We start from the raw sequence: 18,341 nt of genomic DNA on the forward strand, positions 1-18,341 counted from the left end.
GCTTGCGCAACGAGTTGGACACCTACAAGCAGTACCCCACCGGGCGCCAGGCCTCCCTCGAACGCCCGAGTGGCGAAGTGGTGGTGTGGCTGCTGGTCGACCGCCAGGGCCGCGTGCTGGATTCCGGCCTGCAAACCCAGGCCCCGAGCATGTTGCTCAACCGGGCCGCCACCAACAGTTTGCGTCGCATCAAGCAAGTCAAGCCGTTCCCCGAGCAGGCGTTCGGGGGCCGCAATGAGCAGCGCTTCACCGCCACCTTCAACTACAGCGTGCAATAAGCACGCGCCACCAGGACGACAGTGATGAAGTTCACCCGCATTCACCTGGCACTCGTTGCCGCGACCAGCATGACCCAGACAATGGTCATGGCCGACCCCGGCGACAGTGACGTCGGCACCATTGGGGTCCAAGGCAAAGCCAGCGCCGGGGGCGGTTACATGGTGCCCGAGGAAAGCATCAAGGGCCGCTCCACCGTGACCAAGGAGGCGCTGGACAAACAGACGGCGACGGGCAACGCCATCGACAAGCTCAAGTACACGCCGGGCCTGAACATTTCCAGCGAGGACAACACCGGCCTGTCGGGCTTTCGCTTCACCATGCGCGGCATGAACTCCGACCAGGTGGGCATGTCGGTGGACGGCATGCCGATCAACGATTCGGGCAACTATGCGCTGTATTCCAACCTGCTGGGCGACCCGGAAAACCTCGACCAGATCTTCGTCACCCAGGGCGCCTCGGAGTCCGACGGCCCGCACATCGGTTCCAGTGGCGGCAACATCGGCATCGTGACGATTCGCCCGACCAAAGAGACCGGCGCCTTCGTCAAACAGATCGTCGGCAGCAACGCCACGCGCAAGACCTTCGCCCGCCTCAACACCGGCGAAGTCAACGGCCTGAGCAACTGGCTGTCGGCGTCCCATACCGAGGGTGATATGTGGCGTGGTTCGGGCGCCGTGCGCGCGGACAAGGTGGAATGGAACAGCTTCTTCGACGCCGGCAACGGCAACACCGCCAACCTGATCCTCAAGTACCACGAGCAGGACAACAACAGCTACAGCCAGTTGACCAAGGCGCAGTTCCAGCAAAACGGCCGCAAATACGACCCCTACCCGGCCACACCAACGGTGGGCGGCAACGGCAAGTACAACAGCTACTATGCCCTGGCGCAGAACCCGTTCCAGACCTTCACCGCCGTGCTCAACACCCAGTTCAAACTGGCCGACAACCTGGCCCTGTCGGTGATCCCGTATTACTTCTGGGGCAATGGCAGCGGCGTCGGCTCATCGAGTTATGCGCTCAACCGTGGTTCGAACCAGGGCGGCGTATTCGACCTTGGCAATCTGCCAACCGCCGCCCAGTACAACGCCGACGGCACGCCGAACAGCGGCGTGTACTACCGCCCTTCGCGCACCCAGACCTGGCGTCCGGGCATCACCACCAAACTGACCTGGGACCTGGGCGACCACAGCCTGCAATTGGGTTACTGGTACGAGCGCGCACGCCAGAGCCAGACCCAGCCGTTCATCCCGCTCAAGAGCAATGGCAAGCCGGTCGACACCTGGCCGGATTCCAACAGCGCCGTCGTCGACGCCAACGGCAACCAGGTCCAGGGGCGCGACCGCTTCACCGTGACCCCGGCGCAAAAAGTCTGGGCCCAGGACACCTGGTACATCAACCCGGACTGGACCTTCATCGCCGGCCTGGCCTACATGAACGTCGAGCGTGACGGCACCAACCACGGCAGTCTCAACGAACAACCGGAAAAACGTAACCAGACCTACAACAAACTGCTGCCCAACGCCGGCCTGAAATACCAGTTGGACGAGCGCGACCAGTTGTTCTACAGCCTGTCGCGCAACATGCGCGTACCGCAGAACTACGCGCTCTATGACAAAGGCGCCGGCTCCATCGACCTCGAGCCGGAAACCAGCTGGAACCACGAACTGGGCTGGCGCTACAGCGGCGACGACATGACCCTGGCCGCAACCCTGTTCTACATGGACTTCAAGAATCGCCAGGTTTCGTCCAAAGACATCAATGGCGACTCCGCCGATATCAACGTCGGCGCCGTCACCAACAAAGGCCTGGAACTGGAATGGAGCGGCCTGCTGCCCCACCATTTCAACTACTACACCTCCTACACCTACACCAAGGCCGAGCAGCAGGACGACATGACCGTCTACAACGCAGGCCGGGCCATCCTGTTGCCCACCAGCGGCAAACAGTTCGCCAACGTGCCGAAGAACATGCTGGCGGCCAACATCGGTTACGACGACGGGCGCTTCTACGGCACCTTCGGCGGCAAATACACCAGCAAGCTCTACGGCGACCTGACCAACGACGAAGCCATTTCCGCGCGCACCGTGTTCAACCTCGGCGCGGGTATCTACCTGCCGGTCGACAAAAAGGTCGTGAAGGACGCCACCCTGCGCCTGAACGTCGACAACCTGTTCGACAAGAAATACCTGGACGGCGTGTACACCACCAAGACCAACGCCGCCAGCTACAGCGGTTTTCGCGATGGCGACCCGGCGTACATCGTCGGCCTGGACCGCACCGTCACGGTTTCGCTGGAAGCGAATTTCTAAGACTGACCCAAGAGGAACGCAAGCATGGATATGAACCTGCTTCACGACATCACCTTCTATGTGATGTATGCCGCGATGGCCATCGCGATTTTCATCGCCATCGAGCGCGGCATCTACTTCGCTTATGTGCGCCGCCAGGCTCGCGCCTTGATCGACGCCCTGAGCGCCACTGTGCACAGCGAACGCGACCTGCCCGAACCGCTGACCCGTCGCGACAGCCTGCCGCTGAACATGATCCTGCCGGTATTGGCCCAGAAGGCGTCCCACGGATCGCGCAAGGACCTCGACGACGAAATCGACACCCAGTACCTCAAGACCCGCGCGCCGCTGGCCCGCAGCCTGTGGATCATCGAGACCATCACCACGGCGGCCCCGCTGCTCGGCCTGCTGGGCACCATCCTGGGCATCATCGACACCTTCAAGGCCCTCGCCACCGCAGGCGTATCGGACCCAGGGCAGATTTCCGGTGGTATCGGCACAGCCTTGTTCGCCACCGGGCTGGGGATCGCCATCGCGCTGTTCTGCGTAGTGTTCCATAACTTTTTCCAGGACAGCCTGGAGCGCATCAATGACCAGTTGAAGATCCTGCTGATCCGCGCCTCCAACGGGGCCCGCGCCCACGAAGAAGTGCCGCACCGCGTGCCCACGCCACTGCACAGCCGCACGGCCTGACCTGCACGGCGGGCGCGTCATGGCCCGCCTGTTCTTTTTGCGCAATGAGACGCTTATGTCCCTTTCGATGAAGTTGCGTGTCGCAGGCCTCGCCGGTTTGCTCCTCAGTCCGCTGGCCCTGGCGGACTTTTCAATTGCAGGGTTTGAACTGGTGCACACCGTGCCGGTGGACACCACACTGGGCACTGCCGATCTGCGCCAGCCGGGCCCGGTGTGGATCGAGCTGTTCGACGGCGCAAAAAACCGCATCGATATCGGCCAGTTCTACGCAGCCGACCATCCCGGCTCGGTGATGGACAAGGTCATCGAACACCTGGAAGCCGCCGGTAAACGCGGGGTGAAAATTCGTTTTCTGCTCGAAGAAAAAGGCATCAAGTTATCGGATACGGCCACCCTGGAACGCTTGCGCGCCATTCCCAACCTGACCTTGCGCGTGCTGCCCTTCGGGCAATTGAGCGGCGGGATCATCCACGCCAAATACATGGTGGTGGACGCCAGTCAGGCGTTTATCGGCAGCCAGAATTTCGACTGGCGCTCCCTGGAACATATCCACGAAACCGGGCTGCGTATCAGCGACGCAAGCGTGGTCGGCCAGGTCCAGGCGATCTTCGACCAGGACTGGCGAGCCCAACAGGCCCTCAGCGACAACCAACCGGTGCCACTGCCCACCGCCGGTCAGGCGCCTGCGCGTACCGGCAACTATCTGGTGGCCAGCCCGCAACGCTACAACCCGCCCGGCGTGGGCGATTCACAGCAGGAACTGCCGCGCCTGCTGGGCGAAGCGAAGAAAGAGGTGCGTGTGCAGTTGCTTGACTATGCGCCGCTGTCCTACGGACCGGATCGGACCCGCCCTTACTATGCAGTGATCGACAACGCCGTGCGCGCCGCCGCTGCGCGTGGGGTGTCGATCAAGTTGATGGTGTCCAACTGGAACACCGACCCGCTGGAACTGCCGTACCTCAAGAGCCTGGCGGTACTGCCCAACGTGCAGATCAAGATCGTCACGCTGCCCGAGGCCAGGCAAGGCTTCATTCCCTATGCACGGGTGATCCACAGCAAGACGATGGAGATCGACGGGCAAGTGGCGTGGGTCGGCACCAGCAACTGGTTAGGCGGTTACCTGGATAATTCGCGCAATCTGGAGGTGGTGATGCGCAGTGAGGCGATGGCCAGGCGCGTAGGGCAATTGCATGAGCAATTGTGGGACGGACCCTACGCCAGAGCCTTGAACGTGACTGATGAGTACCCCGCCCCTCACCCTGGCCAGCATTGACCTCGAACACCTGAGTAATGCTAGTGTGTGGAAATGTTTCTGACTTATCCGTCAGAAACACCCTACTCACTGTCTGCAAGGGAATGCCTCCAACCATGCACTTTCCACTGAAAAAACTCGTGACTGCCACGCTGTTCGCCGCCAGCCTTACGGCGGTTACCACGCCTGCGCTCGCCAACATCACGGCTGAACAAAACACCGCGATTCTGAAAAGTTTCGCAGACACATCCGTCAGCGACTTCCGCAGTTTCCTCGGCACCCTGGCCAAGGGCGACCTGGGCAAGTCCGGTGACATCGCCCCGGCCATCAGCGCCTTTCTGAATGACAAAACCCTGAGCACCGAGCAGCAGAACGAGATCAATCGCCTGCTTGGCATTTACACACGGGTCAAGTACGGCAAGGCGGCCCTGGAGACCTTGCGCGAACTGGTGGAAATTCCGACGTTCAACGTAGACGGCCTGCCGCAGTACAAAAACCCGGAATTCCTCAAGATCGCCGACAGGATCCAGGCCCTGGCCAAGTCCTTCAACCTGAACTTCCGTAACGTCGATAACCGCGTGTATGAAATTTCCCTGGAAGGCAGCGGTGACGAAGTGGTGGGCGTGCATGCCCACGCCGATGTGGTCCCGGTGACGCCGGAAAACTGGGTGCTGAAGGATGGCACCAGGCTGGACCCGTTCAAAGTCACGCTGATTGGCGACCGCATGTATGGTCGCGGCACCGAGGATGACAAGAACGCCATCGTCGTGGCGATGTACGCCATGAAGGTGATCAAGGAAGAAAAGCTGCCGCTGGCGCGCACGTTCAAGCTGCTGGTGGACACCACCGAAGAAACCTCCGGTGACGCCATTCCCTACTATTTCGAACGCAATCCCGTACCGAACTACAACCTGGCGCTCGATGGCGGTTACCCGGTGGTGATCGCCGAAAAAGGCTCGGGCACCGTCATGGCCACTTTCCCGGTGCGCAAGGGTGAAGGCACCGGCGCGGAAATTATCGCAATGACCGGCGGCAAGGCCACCAACCAGATTCCATCGGTCTCGGTCGCCACGCTGGTCAGCGATAACCCGGCTGAACTGGCGGCCAGCCTGCAGCAGGCCGGTAATGACTATGCCAGGCGCAACGGCGGCAATTTCAAGGTGAGCGCCCAGGTTGACGGCAAGAACGTCAAACTGACCGTCACCGGCGTGTCGGCCCATTCTTCGGAACCCGAATCCGGGGTCAACCCGGTGGCACGTATGCTGGAATTGATCCACAGCGTCGATGGCAAGATCGCCCTCAAGCACAACCACATCACGGATGCTGCGCAGTACGCGGCGGACAACTGGGGCCTGGATTACCTGGGTGGCAAATTGGGCGTGGGCTATGCCGATGACTTCATGGGGCCGCTGACCACCTCGCCGACCTTTGTCGGCCTGGATGACAAAGCCTTCAGGCTGGCAGTCAACCTGCGTGCGCCAAAGGGTAAAGCCCCGGAGGCACTCAAGGCACAGATCGAGCAGAAACTGAACGCCTGGAACACGCAAGCCAAGGTCAACGTCAACTTCACCTATTCGCTGGACAAGCCGATGTACCGCAACCCCGAAGGCGAGTGGGTAAAAGCCCTGCTGGCGGTGGCCACGGAAAACCTGGGCATGCAGCACAAGTTCGGCACATCCGCCGGCGCCACGTCCGTGCACGACCTGCCCAACGGCGTGCAATTCGGCCTGGCCCGCCCGGAAGAGAAGTACACCGGCCACACCGACGGTGAGTTCAAGACTGTCGAGCAGTTCCTACTGGACCTGCAGATTGTGACCGAAATGATGGGACGCGTCGGCCAGTTGCCCAAGCTCTGATCCATTCTCGAGCCCGCCGCAACGGCGGGCTCTTCACGCCTGCAACATCAACATATCCTCAAAGAACCCACCGACCGGTTCAGTGGGATGGCACAGCTGGATCTCCAGCACCCAGGCCATTTCACTCGGCGGGATGTCCAGTTCCGCCAACTGTTTGCTCTCGAACAACGCATGGGGAAAATCCGCCAGGCGATGCCCTGCCAGATTGCGTGCCAGCCGCCAGCCCTTGGCCACGGCGCTCTGTTCGGCGAAGTCGTAGAGTTCGCGCCCGGTCAGACCGCGCAGCCAGGCCTGGCGGGTTTCATCGAATACCTGGTGCAGTGCGGTGGTGCAGGCCAGGTGCAGGGGCGAGTCGCCGAAGACAAACGTGTCGCCATAGTCGCCTTCGTAGCCGTCCCACACCGGGCCAAGGTCGACCACCACGATATCGCTGGCGCGCAGCCTGCGCTGGCGATCGATACCCTCACGGGGCGGGCGCACCGTGTCGGCGCCAAACCGGATGTAGGTGGGGTGCCAAGTGTGCGACGCGCCCATGGCCTGCAATTGCCCGGCGGCCATTTCCAGCGCCTGGCCGGTGGTCATGCCGACTTTCAAGCGGCTGACGATAGCTGCCAGGGCGCGTATGGATTTCTCACGCGCCGCCAGCATGCCGTCCAGGGAATAACGCGGGCCGACTTTTTCCCAGATCGGGTCGAACGCCGGCGGTGCCGTTTCCGCGCTTGACCGACCACTGGCGACAAACGCCTCCGCGACAAACCGATGGCTCGGCAGACCCGCCTCCAGGCACTGGGTTCGCACCTGGCTGAGCATGGCGCCGTTCCCGCAGGCATAGACCTGGGCCACCTCCCAGCGATGCCCATGACTCAATGCAACCTCCTGCACCCTGCCCTCCGATGAGCGCACGGGATGCCAGCGAAACCGTGGATGTTCGAGCACTGCTTGATCCAGGAAGGCGCTGTCGTAGAAGTCCGCAGAGTGCGCGCCGCCCCAATACAACGTCACCTCGAGATCACGTTTGAGGGCGGTCAGCAGGATCGGCTTGATGCCGGCGTAACCGGTGCCCGTGGCGAACAGCACCACGGCCTCGGCGGCATCGTCCTGCCAGGCACAGGCACCGAACGGACCTTCCAGTTGCAGGCGGTCGCCCACGGCCAGGCCATCCAGGATGCCTTCGGAAAAGTACCCGCCGCTTACCCGACGAATCTGCAAAACCAAGCGCCCACCGTCCTCGGCAGGCAGGTTGGCAATCGAGAAACTGCGCGTATCGCCGTGTTCCAGGCAGAGCTTGAGGTACTGCCCTGGCCGCACTGCCACAGGTGCGTCGGGCAACAACACCAACTCGATAACAGCAGGGCCGATTGCCTGCTTGCTGAGTACGTGTGCGTCAAACACCAGCGCCGGCGTATCCAATGACCAACCGGGAATTTCCAGGCGCATGTCGGTGCAGGCACGGCTCTGGCACAACAGCATTTCATTGGCGGCCAGGGGGTAACAAGGCGCGGGCGCGTCCGGGGCCAGGCGCTTGGCCTGGTACTCGCCTTGGGTGACCACCACCTTGCACGAACCGCACGCACCACGGCGGCAGGAGAACGGCACGGCCAGGCCGCTGGCAAGCATGGCGTCAAGCAACAGCTCGTCGCCGGCCTCAAAGGTTTTGCCCGAGGGGGACAGTTCGATGACATGCCGCATAGCTGAGGACCCGAGAATGAGTGAAGCCTGATTGTTACGCTAGACTAGGCCCATTAGAACCTCCAGTTTTGGATACTTCAGATGGTCCAGATGCGTAAATGGCGCCCCTTACTCAAGCTCGACGCCGACTCGCCCCATGCCTCCTACCGCAAGATAGCCGAGGGCCTGGTGACCGCGATTGTCGAGGGGCGCCTGCCGCCCGGCACCTTGCTGCCAGGGACGCGGGAAATGGCGCAGTTGCTCGACGTCAACCGCAAGACGGTCATCCTGGCCTACGAAGAAGCCTTGACCAAAGGCTGGCTGATCAGCGAGCCGCGTCGCGGCACCTTCGTCAATGCCCAACTGACGCCCAAGCAACTGCCCGGTCATGCCCTGCAGTCCTTCGCGCCGCCCATTCTGGCGCAGCCGGTGGTGCCGTATTTCGCCCACAACGCGCAGGTCACCGCGCTGCAGCATCGGCATGACGCGCTGTTTTTCGACAACGGCACCAGCGACCACCGCCTGCTGCCGCAAGCGGTGCTGCATCGTTACTACCGCAACGCCCTGCGCAACAGCTTTGCCTCCAACACCGTACGCTACGGCAGCGAAGGCACCGGCTATCACTTGCGCTGCGCCCTTGCCGAGATGCTGCGCAGCAATCGCGGGCTGACCGTCAACGCCGACAATATCTGCCTGACCCAGGGCACGCAGATGTCGCTGTACCTGAGTGCCAGCCTGCTGATCAAACCGGGGGACGTGGTACTGGTGGAGCGCTTGAGTTACCCGCCGGCGTGGGAAATTTTTCGTCAGTTGGGCGCGCACCTGGTCACGGTGGACATGGACGAAGAAGGTTGCCGTACCGACCAGATCGACCGTTTATGCCGGCAGCACAAGGTGCGCATGATCTACGTCACGCCGCATCATCAGTTCCCTACCACCGTCAGCCTGCACGCCGCGCGGCGGCAACAACTGTTGACCCTCGCTGCGTTGCACGACTTCTGCATCATCGAGGAAGACTACGACCACGAATTCCACTTTAACGGTCGCCCCTACCTGCCGCTTGCCAGTGACCGCTCCCAGCGCCACGTGATCTATATCGGCTCGCTATCCAAAGCCTTGGGCTCGACGTTTCGGTGCAGCTATATCGTGGCCCCCGCCGAGGTGGTTGAAGCCCTGCACCGCAATGCGGCCCTGATGCTGGGGGACGCCGACGCCGTCGCTCAGAAAATGCTGGCCGACCTGATCAATGAGGGTGAACTGAAAAAGCACCTGCGCCGCGTGTCGAAAGAATATCGAGGGCGCCGGGAGACGTTGCAAACCTGTCTGCACGAGTCGCTGGGCGATCGTATTCAGGTGCGCGAGCCCGAGGGTGGCCTGGCGTTGTGGGTGCGTTTCGAGGATGAGATCGACGTGGATCGAATGGTAAAAACAGCCCTGGGCCACGGACTGGTGGTGCGCAGCGGCCGGCAGTTCTCGCCGACGGGCCAGCCGGAGAATGCGCTGCGCTTGGGCTTTGCGTCGCTCAATCAGGCAGAAATCCGTCAGGCTACGTTGCGGCTGGCTCAAGCGGTGAATGCTGTTTAACACCATTGATCGTTCCCACGCTCTGCGTGGGAATGCCGCCCTGGACGCTCCGCGTCCTGCTTTCAGCGCAAAATACGGCAGGTGCGCAAGGTGACGCGGAGCGTCACGGGATGCATGCCCACGCAGAGCGTGGGAACGATCAATACGATCAGCGCTGTTATATAAATCGCAGACAAAAAAAAGCCACTCGTTTGAGTGGCTTTTTCTTTGAATTGGAGCGGGAAACGAGACTCGAACTCGCGACCCCGACCTTGGCAAGGTCGTGCTCTACCAACTGAGCTATTCCCGCAAATGGCGTCCCCTAGGGGACTCGAACCCCTGTTACCGCCGTGAAAGGGCGGTGTCCTAGGCCACTAGACGAAGGGGACACGCTACTGAAACACATGGTGTGTATTCCAGTGCCCAGAGGCCTCATCCGAAGATGGGGTCCTGGTTTCACTCAATGCCGCCCGAAGGCCACACTGCTTGTAAATTGGAGCGGGAAACGAGACTCGAACTCGCGACCCCGACCTTGGCAAGGTCGTGCTCTACCAACTGAGCTATTCCCGCATATGGCGTCCCCTAGGGGACTCGAACCCCTGTTACCGCCGTGAAAGGGCGGTGTCCTAGGCCACTAGACGAAGGGGACACACGTACAACATTCACTCCCTACCGCGTTTCGCTGTGTGCTTTACGCTGTAAGTGGCGCGCATTCTATGGATGGATTCATAGGTCGTCAACCCCCAAGGATAAATTTATTTAAATCAATGACTTCGCCCCGGTTTACCGGCCCGCCCGGGCATTCTGGCCGCCCAAGCCCTGGCGCCTATATTCTGGCGCTCGACAAGGCGCTATAGTTGGTCCAGGCAAATGATGGCAATGTGCAGTCACGCCAGGAACACTTACCTATATAGAAGAAACAACCTGGGCAACTGGTCGAACAGTCCTATCCGCCGGATAGCTCAGTCACTACACTCCACAGCAAACCCCATAAAGAGGTCACACCGGTGACACCACTCATGATCACCCTGCTGGTTATAGCCGGGATCGCAATACTGATCGCCATTGGCTACATGAACCATGTGGTGGAAAACAATAAGCTGGAAAAGCAGCGTACCGAAATCGAGCTCAATGATCGGCTGCGTCGCTGTGGTGAAATCACCGAGACCTTTCCTGGCCAATTGATGACCCCGGCGCTCAAGCTGTTGCTGACCCGCCTGGAACTCAACGTCAACCAGCGCCTGCTGAACCTCAACAAATCCAGCGGCCCGCTCAAGGCACGGATCGCCGAGCTCAACGCACTGATCGCTCAGGGCGAATCGATTCCGGTGGCCAATCCGCCCGCGCCGATCCAGACCGAAGCCAAAGCCAAGGATGTGCGCTTTTTGCTCGAAGCGTTGCACGGCCAAGTCACCCGCGCGGCCCAGGACGGTTTCCTGCCGGCCAACGAAGCGAAGCACTGGATCAAGGAAGTCCGCCATATCCTGGTGCTGCTGCACATCGAGTTCTTCAACAACCTCGGCCAGCATGCCCTGCAGCAAGGGCAACCGGGCCAGGCGCGCCTGGCGTTCGAGCGCGGCGTGCAGTACCTGCGCAAACAACCGGAACCGGTGCTGTACAGCGCACAGCTGAGAACGCTGGAGTCGCAACTGGCCCGCGCCAACTCCACGGTGTTGACCAACAGCCAGCCAGTCGAAGACGAAGTCAACGAACTGACCGAAGGCCTGAAAGTCGTCGACGCCGATGCCGAGTGGAAAAAGAAAGCCATCTACGACTGATAGCCTTCTGGCTAATGTGGCGACATCCGGTCGCCACGTGCCATCAAAATGCACCTATCCCCCCGCCCCCGACTAGGGTAAAAAAGTGCCCCTCACTCCGTGAAGTTAGAGGCCTGCTATGCCTGTCGCCGTGATTGATGGACAACCGCTGCACTATATCGACCAGGGCACCGGCCCGGTCGTCCTGTTGGGTTCGAGCTACCTGTGGGACCGCAACATGTGGCCATCGCAGATCGACGCACTGTCGCAGCAATACCGTGTAATCGTCCCTGAACTGTGGGGTCATGGCGAGTCGGGCACGCTGCCCGCAGACACCCGCTCCCTTGACGACCTGGCACGTCAGCACCTGGCGCTGCTGGACCACCTGAACATCGCGCAGGTCAACCTGGTCGGTCTGTCGGTCGGCGGCATGTGGGGCGCCCGCCTCGCCTTGCTGGCACCTGAGCGCGTCAACAGCCTGGTGCTGATGGACACCTATCTCGGCGCCGAGCCGCACGCCACGCGTGAGTATTACTTCTCGCTGTTCAAGATGATTGAAGACGCCGGCGCCATTCCTGAACCGTTGCTGGACGTGATCGCGCCGATCTTCTTCCGGCCGCAAATCGACCGCGAATCAGCGCTGTATCAGGACTTTCGCCAGTCACTGCAGGATTTTTCCCGGGAACGCCTGCTGGACAGCGTGGTGCCCCTGGGTCGCTTGATCTTCAGTCGCGAAGACATCCTCGATCAGCTGCCTCGCCTGGACTGCGACACCACCCTGGTCATGTGCGGCGAACAGGACAAGCCCCGCCCACCCGCAGAAGCCGAGGAAATGGCCAATCTGATCGGCTGTGCCCTGACCTTGATTCCCGACGCCGGGCATATCTCCAGCCGGGAGAATCCGGAGTTCGTCAATGAAGCGCTGCTGACGTTCCTCGCCAACAACGCCTGATCCCGTTCGCCACTGGTCGCGGCGCGAAGGCTGCGATCAGAGGCGGAAGTGCCCCACCATGCCCTTGAGTTCCGCGCCCAGTTGCGCCAGCTGGATGCTCGACGCGGCGTTGCCTTGCATGCTCAACGCCGATTGATCGGCACTCGCGCGGATGCTGGTGACGCTGCGGTTGATCTCTTCGGCCACCGAGCTCTGCTCCTCGGCCGCGGCGGCGATCTGCTGGTTCATCTGCTGGATCAATGACACCGCTGCGGCAATGCTGCCCAGGGCGCTTTCGGTTTCCAACGCATCACTGACGGCCAGTTTAACCAGCTCGCCACTGTGCTGAATCTGCTGCACCGACGACTGCGCCGCGCTGCGCAAGGTGCTGACCAGGCGTTCGATTTCCTCGGTCGATTGCTGGGTACGCTTGGCCAGGGCGCGCACCTCGTCGGCGACCACCGCAAAGCCGCGCCCTTGCTCGCCTGCGCGGGCCGCTTCAATCGCAGCGTTCAGGGCGAGCAGGTTGGTTTGCTCGGCGACGCTCTTGATCACACTCAACACCGCACCGATGTTCTGGATCTCCGCGCTGAGGCTCTCGATGCTGGCACTGGCACTGTTGCTGGAGGTGGCCAGCAGTTCGATGCGCTGCAAGCTCGAGCGCACCACCTGCTGGCCACTGTCGACCTTGTCATCCGCCGTCTGCGCAGCTTGCGCGGCCTCTTCGGCGTTACGCGCCACGTCATGCACCGTGGCGGTCATCTGGTTCATCGCCGTGGCCACCTGCTCGGTTTCCTCCTTCTGACTGCTGACCTCGATGTTGGTCTGCTCGGTCACGCTGGACAACGCATGAGCCGAGTTGGCCAGTTGCTCGATCCCCGCCTGCAACCCGCTGACCATATGGCTCAAGCCGTTGCCCATCTGCTGCATCGCCTGCATCAGCTGGCCGATTTCATCGCGGCGATTGACCTCCATGCGCCCAGTCAGGTCACCGGAGGCAATCTGCTGGGCCACGGCGATGACCCTGCGCAGCGGCGCCACGATCATGCGGGTAATCCCCCATGCAGCCAACAGCCCCACCAGCAACGCCAGGGCGGATGACCCGATGATGAGCAGCGCGCTGCTGGCCAGTTGCGCCTGCATCGACTGGTCTTCGGCGTCATAGGCCTGGTTGACCCGGCTGACCACCTGATCGGCGCGATCATGCAATTGTTTGTAAACCACTTTTTCCTGCGCCAGCAGGCCGGTGTATTCGCCAAGCTTTTCGCTGAACGATGCGATATGCCCGGACACCTCATTCAGCACGGTCTGGTAACCGGAGTCCTTGACCGACGTTTTCAGTTGCTCGGCCTGGGCCAGCGCCTGGTCAGCCTGTTCGATCCTGCCCTGCTCCGCCTCGTCCGCGTCGACCTTGCGGCTCTGATCCAGGCGCAGCCGCGCTTCGTTCATCGCCTGCAACATCAACCGCGACACCTGGCTCACCTGCCCCGCCTGCTCGATAAATTCGGCGCCGTCCTTGCCCTGGCTCTCCTTCAGGGCATAGGCGCCGTCGTCCGCCAGGCCGGCCTGCAACACATCGAGATTATTGGCCACGCTGGACACCGACCAACTGGCCATTTCCAGGGCCAGGTCCTTGGTCTGGGTCAGTTCGACAAACTCGTCGAACGCCTTGCGGTAGGCGACCAGGGCTTGCTCCACCTCGGTCATGACCGGCACGTTGGCGGCGGACTGGCCCTTGAGGCTGACCGCCAGCGCAGTCAGCGCGTCGACACGTTCATGCAGGGCATCCACCGCCTTGGGGTCGGCGTGCAAGGCGTAATCCTGTTCGATCAGGCGCACCTTGAGCAGGTCGCTGTTGAGCGAAGACATCCGCTTGAGGCCCTCGAAGCGCTGACCCACGGTTTGCAGGGACCATACGCCGATGGCCGCGACCAGTGCCGTCAGCAGCAGCACCAGGGTGAACCCCAAGCCCAGTTTTTTCGCCATACCGAGGTTGGCAAAACGTCGTTGCGCGCCCGAAATCATTGCACTTGAGTCCTCTCGCAATGGCAGATGCCATAAACCCGCCTGACCAGCAGCGAGATTGGCAACCACGGGGCACTGAGCACAAGTCATTGGCGCCACAATAATGGCAAAAAGCTACACGCCCGTCGTTTTCAGAATGGTCGAGGTCGATCTGGCGGGCCCCAAGGCACGGAACAGCGCCAATGCTCGCTGATCCGCCGCGTAGGCCACGTTGATGCGCAGCCACTCGCTGCATTCACCCTTCGGGTTGAACAACGTTCCCGGTGCCAACAACACACCCAGCCTGCGGGCACACGCCTGCACACGCGAAGGGCTTTGCGCACCAGGTCGCGCCCACAGGAACATGCCGCCGGCGGGTACCGCAAACACCTGCCATTCTTCATCTTCCAGTACCTGCAGGGTGGCGGCCATTTGCGTATTCAGACGCTTGCGCAGGCGCTGCACCCACTTGCGGTAGGTACCGTTGGCCAGCAAGGTCGCCACCATGGCCTCGGCAAACCGCGAAGTGCCAATGCCCGTCAGGGTCTTCAGATGAGCCAGTTGCGCGATGATCGCCGCACCGGCGCTCAGGTAGCCCACGCGCAGGGCACTGCTCAGCGTCTTGGAAAAACTGGAGACATAGATGACACGATCTTCATGGGGCAACGCCGACAACCGCGTGCAGCTGGCATGTTGCAGGTCGCCGTAGACGTCTTCCTCGATGATCAGGAAATCCCGGCTGCGGGCCAGCGCCAGCAAACGTTCGGCCACCGCGTGGCACAGGCTGGTGCCGGTAGGGTTGTGATAAAGGCTGTTGATGAACAGGCACTTGGGGCGATGGCATTGCAGGTGTGCCTCCAGCACTTCGATGTCCGGGCCGCTGCGCGTGCGCGGCACTTCGAGCAAGGTGACCCCGTGAAACGCCAGTTGCCGATAGAGGTTGCCGTAGCCCGGGGTCTCGACCACCACCGTATCGCCCGCCTTGAGCAGCGTCCGTATCAGCAGGTCCAGGGCATGGCTGGCGCCGTGGGTCGTCAGGATGCACTCCAGGCTGCTGGGCACGTGGATCCGGGTCAGGCGCTTGAGCAATTGTTCACGCAGGGCCGGCAACCCAAGGGGCGTGCTGTAGTTGAACAGCCCGGCGGTGTCGGTACGGCTGACTTCGCGGATTGCGTAGTTGATGTCATCGCTCTCGCGCCAGGCGTCCGGTAGCCAGCCGCAGCCGAGCTTAAGCTCGCCCAAAGGGCCATCGGTAAAGCTGCCCCACCCCAGTTCGGCGCCTTCGTGCCACGGCTTTTCCTGAACGACCGCAGGCTGCGCCACCACGAACCCGGCACCGTTTTTCGAGGCCAGCAGCCCCTGGGCCGCCATCCGTTCGAAGGCTTCGATCACGCTGGACTGGCTCAGCAGGTTGTCGAAGGCCAATTGCCGGACGGACGGTAAGCGTGTGCCGGGGCTCACCCCATTGTTGCGAATCCATCCCGCGACTGCGCTGATGATTTGCTGCACCACCGGTACTGGGGCTTGTCGATCAATCCCTAAATCCATGAGCCACTCACTTCAACTGTTTGTTATTCAACCCAAACAGTTAAGCACAGAAGCTCAAGAAAGCTCGTCCTAGATAGTTATTAAATCATTGATTTTATTAGATTTTTTACCTAATGATACACATTCAATCACGGCTTTTTGCCAGCTATGGAAACACCCCACGCCACCCCAGCACTTTTCGAACAGGTTGCAGTGTGAAGTCCTAAATCGCCGTGGCACCGCCGTCCACCGCCAGGGCCTGGCCGGTGGTGAAGGCCGCACCATCACTGCACAGATACAACACGGCGCTGGCGATTTCCTCGACCTTGCCGATGCGCCCGACCGGGTGCATCGCCGCCGCAAAGTCGGCCTTGCGCGGGTCGGCTTCGTAGGCGCGTCGGAACATGTCGGTGTCGATCACCGCCGGGCACACGGCATTGACGCGGATTTTCTTTTTCGCGTACTCAATGGCTGCCGACTTCGTCAGGCCGATCACCGCATGCTTGGACGCCGCATAGATGCTCATCTTCGGCGCCGCCCCCAACCCCGCTACCGACGCCGTGTTGACGATGGCGCCCCCGCCCTGGGCCAGCAACAGCAGCAGTTGATGTTTCATGCACAGCCACACGCCTTTGACGTTGACCCCCATGATGGCATCGAACTCATCCAGCGTACCGTCGGCCAACTTGCCCTTCTCGATCTCGATCCCGGCATTGTTGAAGGCATAGTCCAGGCGGCCATAGGCGGCAACGGTCTGCGCCATCAATTGCTGCACATCCGCTTCCAGGGTGACGTTGCAGCGCACAAACAACGCCTGGCCACCGGCTTGCTGAATCAGCGCCACAGTGCCCTCGCCGCCCGCCACATCAAGGTCGGCCACCACCACTTTCAAGCCTTCGGCGGCAAACGCCAGCGCGCTGGCGCGCCCAATACCGGCGGCAGCGCCGGTCACCAGGGCGACCTGGCCGGAAAATGTCATGCTCATGGGGAATGTCCTGTGGGATTGATAACCGTGGGTCGAGTCTAGCCAACGACGGCAGCGTCGCGTCAGCACTATCAGAAGCCCGGTGGGTGCTGCATGAGTTCTGGTGATAAGGCCATGGGCACGAGTATCAACCCTGTCTATCGGCAAGCATTCGCGTGGCTCGAACAACCTTGCTCGCGGGCCGTTACTTGTCTATGACTGGTACTTCATTTCTAAAGAGTTGCCGCCATGACTGCCCAGACCAACCGCCAGTTCCTGCTTGCCAAACGCCCGGTCGGAGCGGCCACGCGGGACACCTTCACCTATCAGGAAGTCCCGGTGGGCACACCCCGGGACGGGCAGATAGTGGTGCACAACGAGTACCTGTCCCTCGACCCCGCCATGCGCGGCTGGATGAATGAGGGCAAGTCCTACATCGCGCCGGTGGGCCTTGGCGACGTCATGCGCGCCTTGGGCGTGGGCAAGGTGATTGCCTCCAACCACCCGGACTTTGCGGTCGGCGACTACGTCAACGGCGCCTTGGGCGTACAGGATTACTTCCTCGGCGAGCCACGCGGCTTCTACAAGGTCGATCCGAAACTCGCGCCGCTGCCCCGCTACCTGTCCGCGCTGGGCATGACCGGCATGACCGCCTACTTCGCGCTGCTGGACACCGGCGCGCCCAAGCCAAGGGAGACCGTGGTGATTTCCGGCGCCGCCGGTGCGGTCGGCAGCATTGCCGGACAGATCGCCAAACTCAAGGGCTGCCGCGTGGTGGGCATCGCCGGAGGCGCCGACAAGTGCAAGTTCCTGGTGGACGAACTGGGCTTTGATGCGGCCATCGACTACAAACACGAAGACGTACCCGCCGCCCTCAAGCGCGAGTGCCCCAAGGGCGTGGATGTCTATTTCGATAACGTTGGCGGCGAGATTCTCGACGCGGTGCTCAGTCGCCTGGCGCTGAAAGCGCGAGTGGTGATTTGCGGCGCCATCAGCCAGTACAACAACAAAGAAGCCGTCAAAGGCCCCGCCAACTACTTGTCATTACTGGTCAACCGCGCACGGATGGAAGGCTTTGTGGTGATGGATCACGCGGCGAACTTTGCCGCCGCCGGGCAGGAAATGGCCGGCTGGATGGCCCAGGGCAAGCTCAAGAGCAAAGAGGATATCGTTGAAGGTTTGGAAACGTTCCCGGAAACGCTGATGAAACTGTTCAACGGCGAGAACTTTGGCAAATTGGTGCTGAAGGTCAGCTGACACACGCCATTTACAACGGTGGGAGGTGGCTGGCCCCAATGCCAGTCAAGGCTTTTTGTAGGAGCGAGCTTGCTCGCGAAAAACTCACAGGCACCGCGTTTATTCAGGAAACACGCGTTATCGTTGACGTTTTTCGCGAGCAAGCTCGCTCCTACAGAGGGCGGTGTACGCTTAACTGACTGGCATTAAAGCTTGCCCCCACCCCACTCCACGATGCGAAGCGAGCCGCTCTTGATCTGCTTTTGATCTTAGGCGCCCCGTTAAACCACGCTGGCCGAACGCAGGCTTGAATCCGTGGGCAA

Annotated in this window: 13 protein-coding genes, 4 tRNA genes and 1 pseudogene; 9 read left to right on the forward strand and 9 right to left on the reverse strand. The window is 61.4% G+C overall.

Features of this window, described 5'->3' with window-relative positions:
- The 5 genes from BFP93_RS02550 to BFP93_RS02570 form a co-directional block, all read left to right on the forward strand.
- Nucleotides 1-278: energy transducer TonB family protein (locus BFP93_RS02550; protein ID WP_141687935.1), on the forward strand; the 278-nt coding region annotated here is incomplete at its 5' end.
- A 24-nt stretch (nt 279-302) separates the two neighbouring features.
- Nucleotides 303-2,588, forward strand: a complete 2,286-nt coding sequence (locus BFP93_RS02555) for a TonB-dependent receptor (protein WP_065891841.1) — start codon at nt 303-305, stop codon at nt 2,586-2,588.
- Between the two features lie 24 nt (nt 2,589-2,612).
- On the forward strand, nt 2,613-3,260 hold the full coding sequence (locus BFP93_RS02560; RefSeq protein WP_065891842.1) for a MotA/TolQ/ExbB proton channel family protein: 648 nt from the start codon (nt 2,613-2,615) through the stop codon (nt 3,258-3,260).
- 55 nt (nt 3,261-3,315) lie between these two features.
- A complete protein-coding gene (locus tag BFP93_RS02565) occupies nt 3,316-4,533 on the forward strand; it encodes a phospholipase D-like domain-containing protein (RefSeq protein WP_065891852.1) in 1,218 nt (405 codons plus the stop codon).
- A gap of 95 nt (nt 4,534-4,628) precedes the next feature.
- Nucleotides 4,629-6,368, forward strand: a complete 1,740-nt coding sequence (locus BFP93_RS02570) for a dipeptidase (RefSeq protein WP_065891843.1) — start codon at nt 4,629-4,631, stop codon at nt 6,366-6,368.
- Between the two features lie 33 nt (nt 6,369-6,401).
- Here BFP93_RS02570 and BFP93_RS02575 read toward each other — a convergent pair whose 3' ends face one another.
- Nucleotides 6,402-8,057 carry a M24 family metallopeptidase gene (locus BFP93_RS02575; protein ID WP_065891844.1) on the reverse strand — a complete coding sequence of 552 codons (1,656 nt, stop codon included), beginning with the start codon at nt 8,055-8,057 and terminating at the stop codon, nt 6,402-6,404.
- Nucleotides 8,058-8,138: 81 nt separating this feature from the next.
- Between BFP93_RS02575 and BFP93_RS02580 the strand changes: the two genes are divergently transcribed.
- Entirely contained in the window at nt 8,139-9,620 is a 1,482-nt protein-coding gene (locus tag BFP93_RS02580; protein WP_065891845.1) for a MocR-like pyridoxine biosynthesis transcription factor PdxR, read from the forward strand.
- Between the two features lie 213 nt (nt 9,621-9,833).
- Here the strand turns inward: BFP93_RS02580 and BFP93_RS02585 are convergent.
- The 4 genes from BFP93_RS02585 to BFP93_RS02600 form a co-directional block, all read right to left on the reverse strand.
- Nucleotides 9,834-9,909: transfer RNA gene (locus BFP93_RS02585), tRNA-Gly, on the reverse strand.
- A gap of 3 nt (nt 9,910-9,912) precedes the next feature.
- Nucleotides 9,913-9,988: transfer RNA gene (locus BFP93_RS02590), tRNA-Glu, on the reverse strand.
- Nucleotides 9,989-10,093: 105 nt separating this feature from the next.
- Nucleotides 10,094-10,169 (reverse strand) — tRNA-Gly (locus BFP93_RS02595).
- Between the two features lie 3 nt (nt 10,170-10,172).
- Nucleotides 10,173-10,248: transfer RNA gene (locus BFP93_RS02600), tRNA-Glu, on the reverse strand.
- A gap of 358 nt (nt 10,249-10,606) precedes the next feature.
- Here BFP93_RS02600 and BFP93_RS02605 point away from each other — a divergent pair.
- Together BFP93_RS02605 and BFP93_RS02610 are read left to right on the forward strand one after the other, a co-directional pair.
- Nucleotides 10,607-11,377, forward strand: a complete 771-nt coding sequence (locus tag BFP93_RS02605) for a hypothetical protein (protein ID WP_083205590.1) — start codon at nt 10,607-10,609, stop codon at nt 11,375-11,377.
- A gap of 118 nt (nt 11,378-11,495) precedes the next feature.
- Complete coding sequence (locus BFP93_RS02610; protein ID WP_065891847.1) at nt 11,496-12,308, forward strand: alpha/beta fold hydrolase; 813 nt, start codon at nt 11,496-11,498, stop codon at nt 12,306-12,308.
- Between the two features lie 36 nt (nt 12,309-12,344).
- Here the strand turns inward: BFP93_RS02610 and BFP93_RS29545 are convergent, their stop codons facing one another.
- From BFP93_RS29545 to BFP93_RS02625, 4 genes and pseudogenes are all read right to left on the reverse strand, one after another.
- Complete coding sequence (locus BFP93_RS29545; RefSeq protein WP_370671686.1) at nt 12,345-13,226, reverse strand: methyl-accepting chemotaxis protein; 882 nt, start codon at nt 13,224-13,226, stop codon at nt 12,345-12,347.
- Nucleotides 13,206-14,402 (reverse strand): annotated as a pseudogene (locus BFP93_RS29550) (HAMP domain-containing protein); the annotation flags it as partial. The pseudogene BFP93_RS29550 and the gene BFP93_RS29545, both read right to left, overlap by 21 nt.
- A 24-nt stretch (nt 14,403-14,426) precedes the next feature.
- On the reverse strand, nt 14,427-15,839 hold the full coding sequence (locus BFP93_RS02620; protein WP_065891849.1) for an aminotransferase-like domain-containing protein: 1,413 nt from the start codon (nt 15,837-15,839) through the stop codon (nt 14,427-14,429).
- Nucleotides 15,840-16,041: 202 nt separating this feature from the next.
- The gene (locus BFP93_RS02625; RefSeq protein ID WP_065891850.1) at nt 16,042-16,803 is read right to left on the reverse strand and encodes an SDR family oxidoreductase; all 762 of its coding nucleotides are present in this window, start codon (nt 16,801-16,803) and stop codon (nt 16,042-16,044) included.
- A gap of 228 nt (nt 16,804-17,031) precedes the next feature.
- Between BFP93_RS02625 and BFP93_RS02630 the strand changes: the two genes are divergently transcribed.
- Nucleotides 17,032-18,039 carry an NADP-dependent oxidoreductase gene (locus BFP93_RS02630; protein ID WP_065891851.1) on the forward strand — a complete coding sequence of 336 codons (1,008 nt, stop codon included), beginning with the start codon at nt 17,032-17,034 and terminating at the stop codon, nt 18,037-18,039.
- The last annotated feature ends 302 nt before the right edge of the window (nt 18,040-18,341 follow it).

It is taken from the genome of Pseudomonas sp. 44 R 15, from assembly GCF_900004965.1.
Classification (GTDB): domain Bacteria; phylum Pseudomonadota; class Gammaproteobacteria; order Pseudomonadales; family Pseudomonadaceae; genus Aquipseudomonas; species Aquipseudomonas orientalis_A.

What these genes read in the sequence shown, in the direction of transcription:
- BFP93_RS02610 (WP_065891847.1), top strand. Translation starts at nt 11,496, where the DNA reads ATGCCTGTCGCCGTGATTGATGGACAACCGCTGCACTATATCGACCAG.
- BFP93_RS02575 (WP_065891844.1), bottom strand. Translation starts at nt 8,057, where the DNA reads ATGCGGCATGTCATCGAACTGTCCCCCTCGGGCAAAACCTTTGAGGCC.
- BFP93_RS02580 (WP_065891845.1), top strand. Translation starts at nt 8,139, where the DNA reads ATGGTCCAGATGCGTAAATGGCGCCCCTTACTCAAGCTCGACGCCGAC.
- BFP93_RS02560 (WP_065891842.1), top strand. Translation starts at nt 2,613, where the DNA reads ATGGATATGAACCTGCTTCACGACATCACCTTCTATGTGATGTATGCC.
- BFP93_RS02570 (WP_065891843.1), top strand. Translation starts at nt 4,629, where the DNA reads ATGCACTTTCCACTGAAAAAACTCGTGACTGCCACGCTGTTCGCCGCC.
- BFP93_RS02630 (WP_065891851.1), top strand. Translation starts at nt 17,032, where the DNA reads ATGACTGCCCAGACCAACCGCCAGTTCCTGCTTGCCAAACGCCCGGTC.
- BFP93_RS29545 (WP_370671686.1), bottom strand. Translation starts at nt 13,226, where the DNA reads ATGCAGGCGATGCAGCAGATGGGCAACGGCTTGAGCCATATGGTCAGC.
- BFP93_RS02625 (WP_065891850.1), bottom strand. Translation starts at nt 16,803, where the DNA reads ATGAGCATGACATTTTCCGGCCAGGTCGCCCTGGTGACCGGCGCTGCC.
- BFP93_RS02620 (WP_065891849.1), bottom strand. Translation starts at nt 15,839, where the DNA reads ATGGATTTAGGGATTGATCGACAAGCCCCAGTACCGGTGGTGCAGCAA.
- BFP93_RS02555 (WP_065891841.1), top strand. Translation starts at nt 303, where the DNA reads ATGAAGTTCACCCGCATTCACCTGGCACTCGTTGCCGCGACCAGCATG.
- BFP93_RS02565 (WP_065891852.1), top strand. Translation starts at nt 3,316, where the DNA reads ATGTCCCTTTCGATGAAGTTGCGTGTCGCAGGCCTCGCCGGTTTGCTC.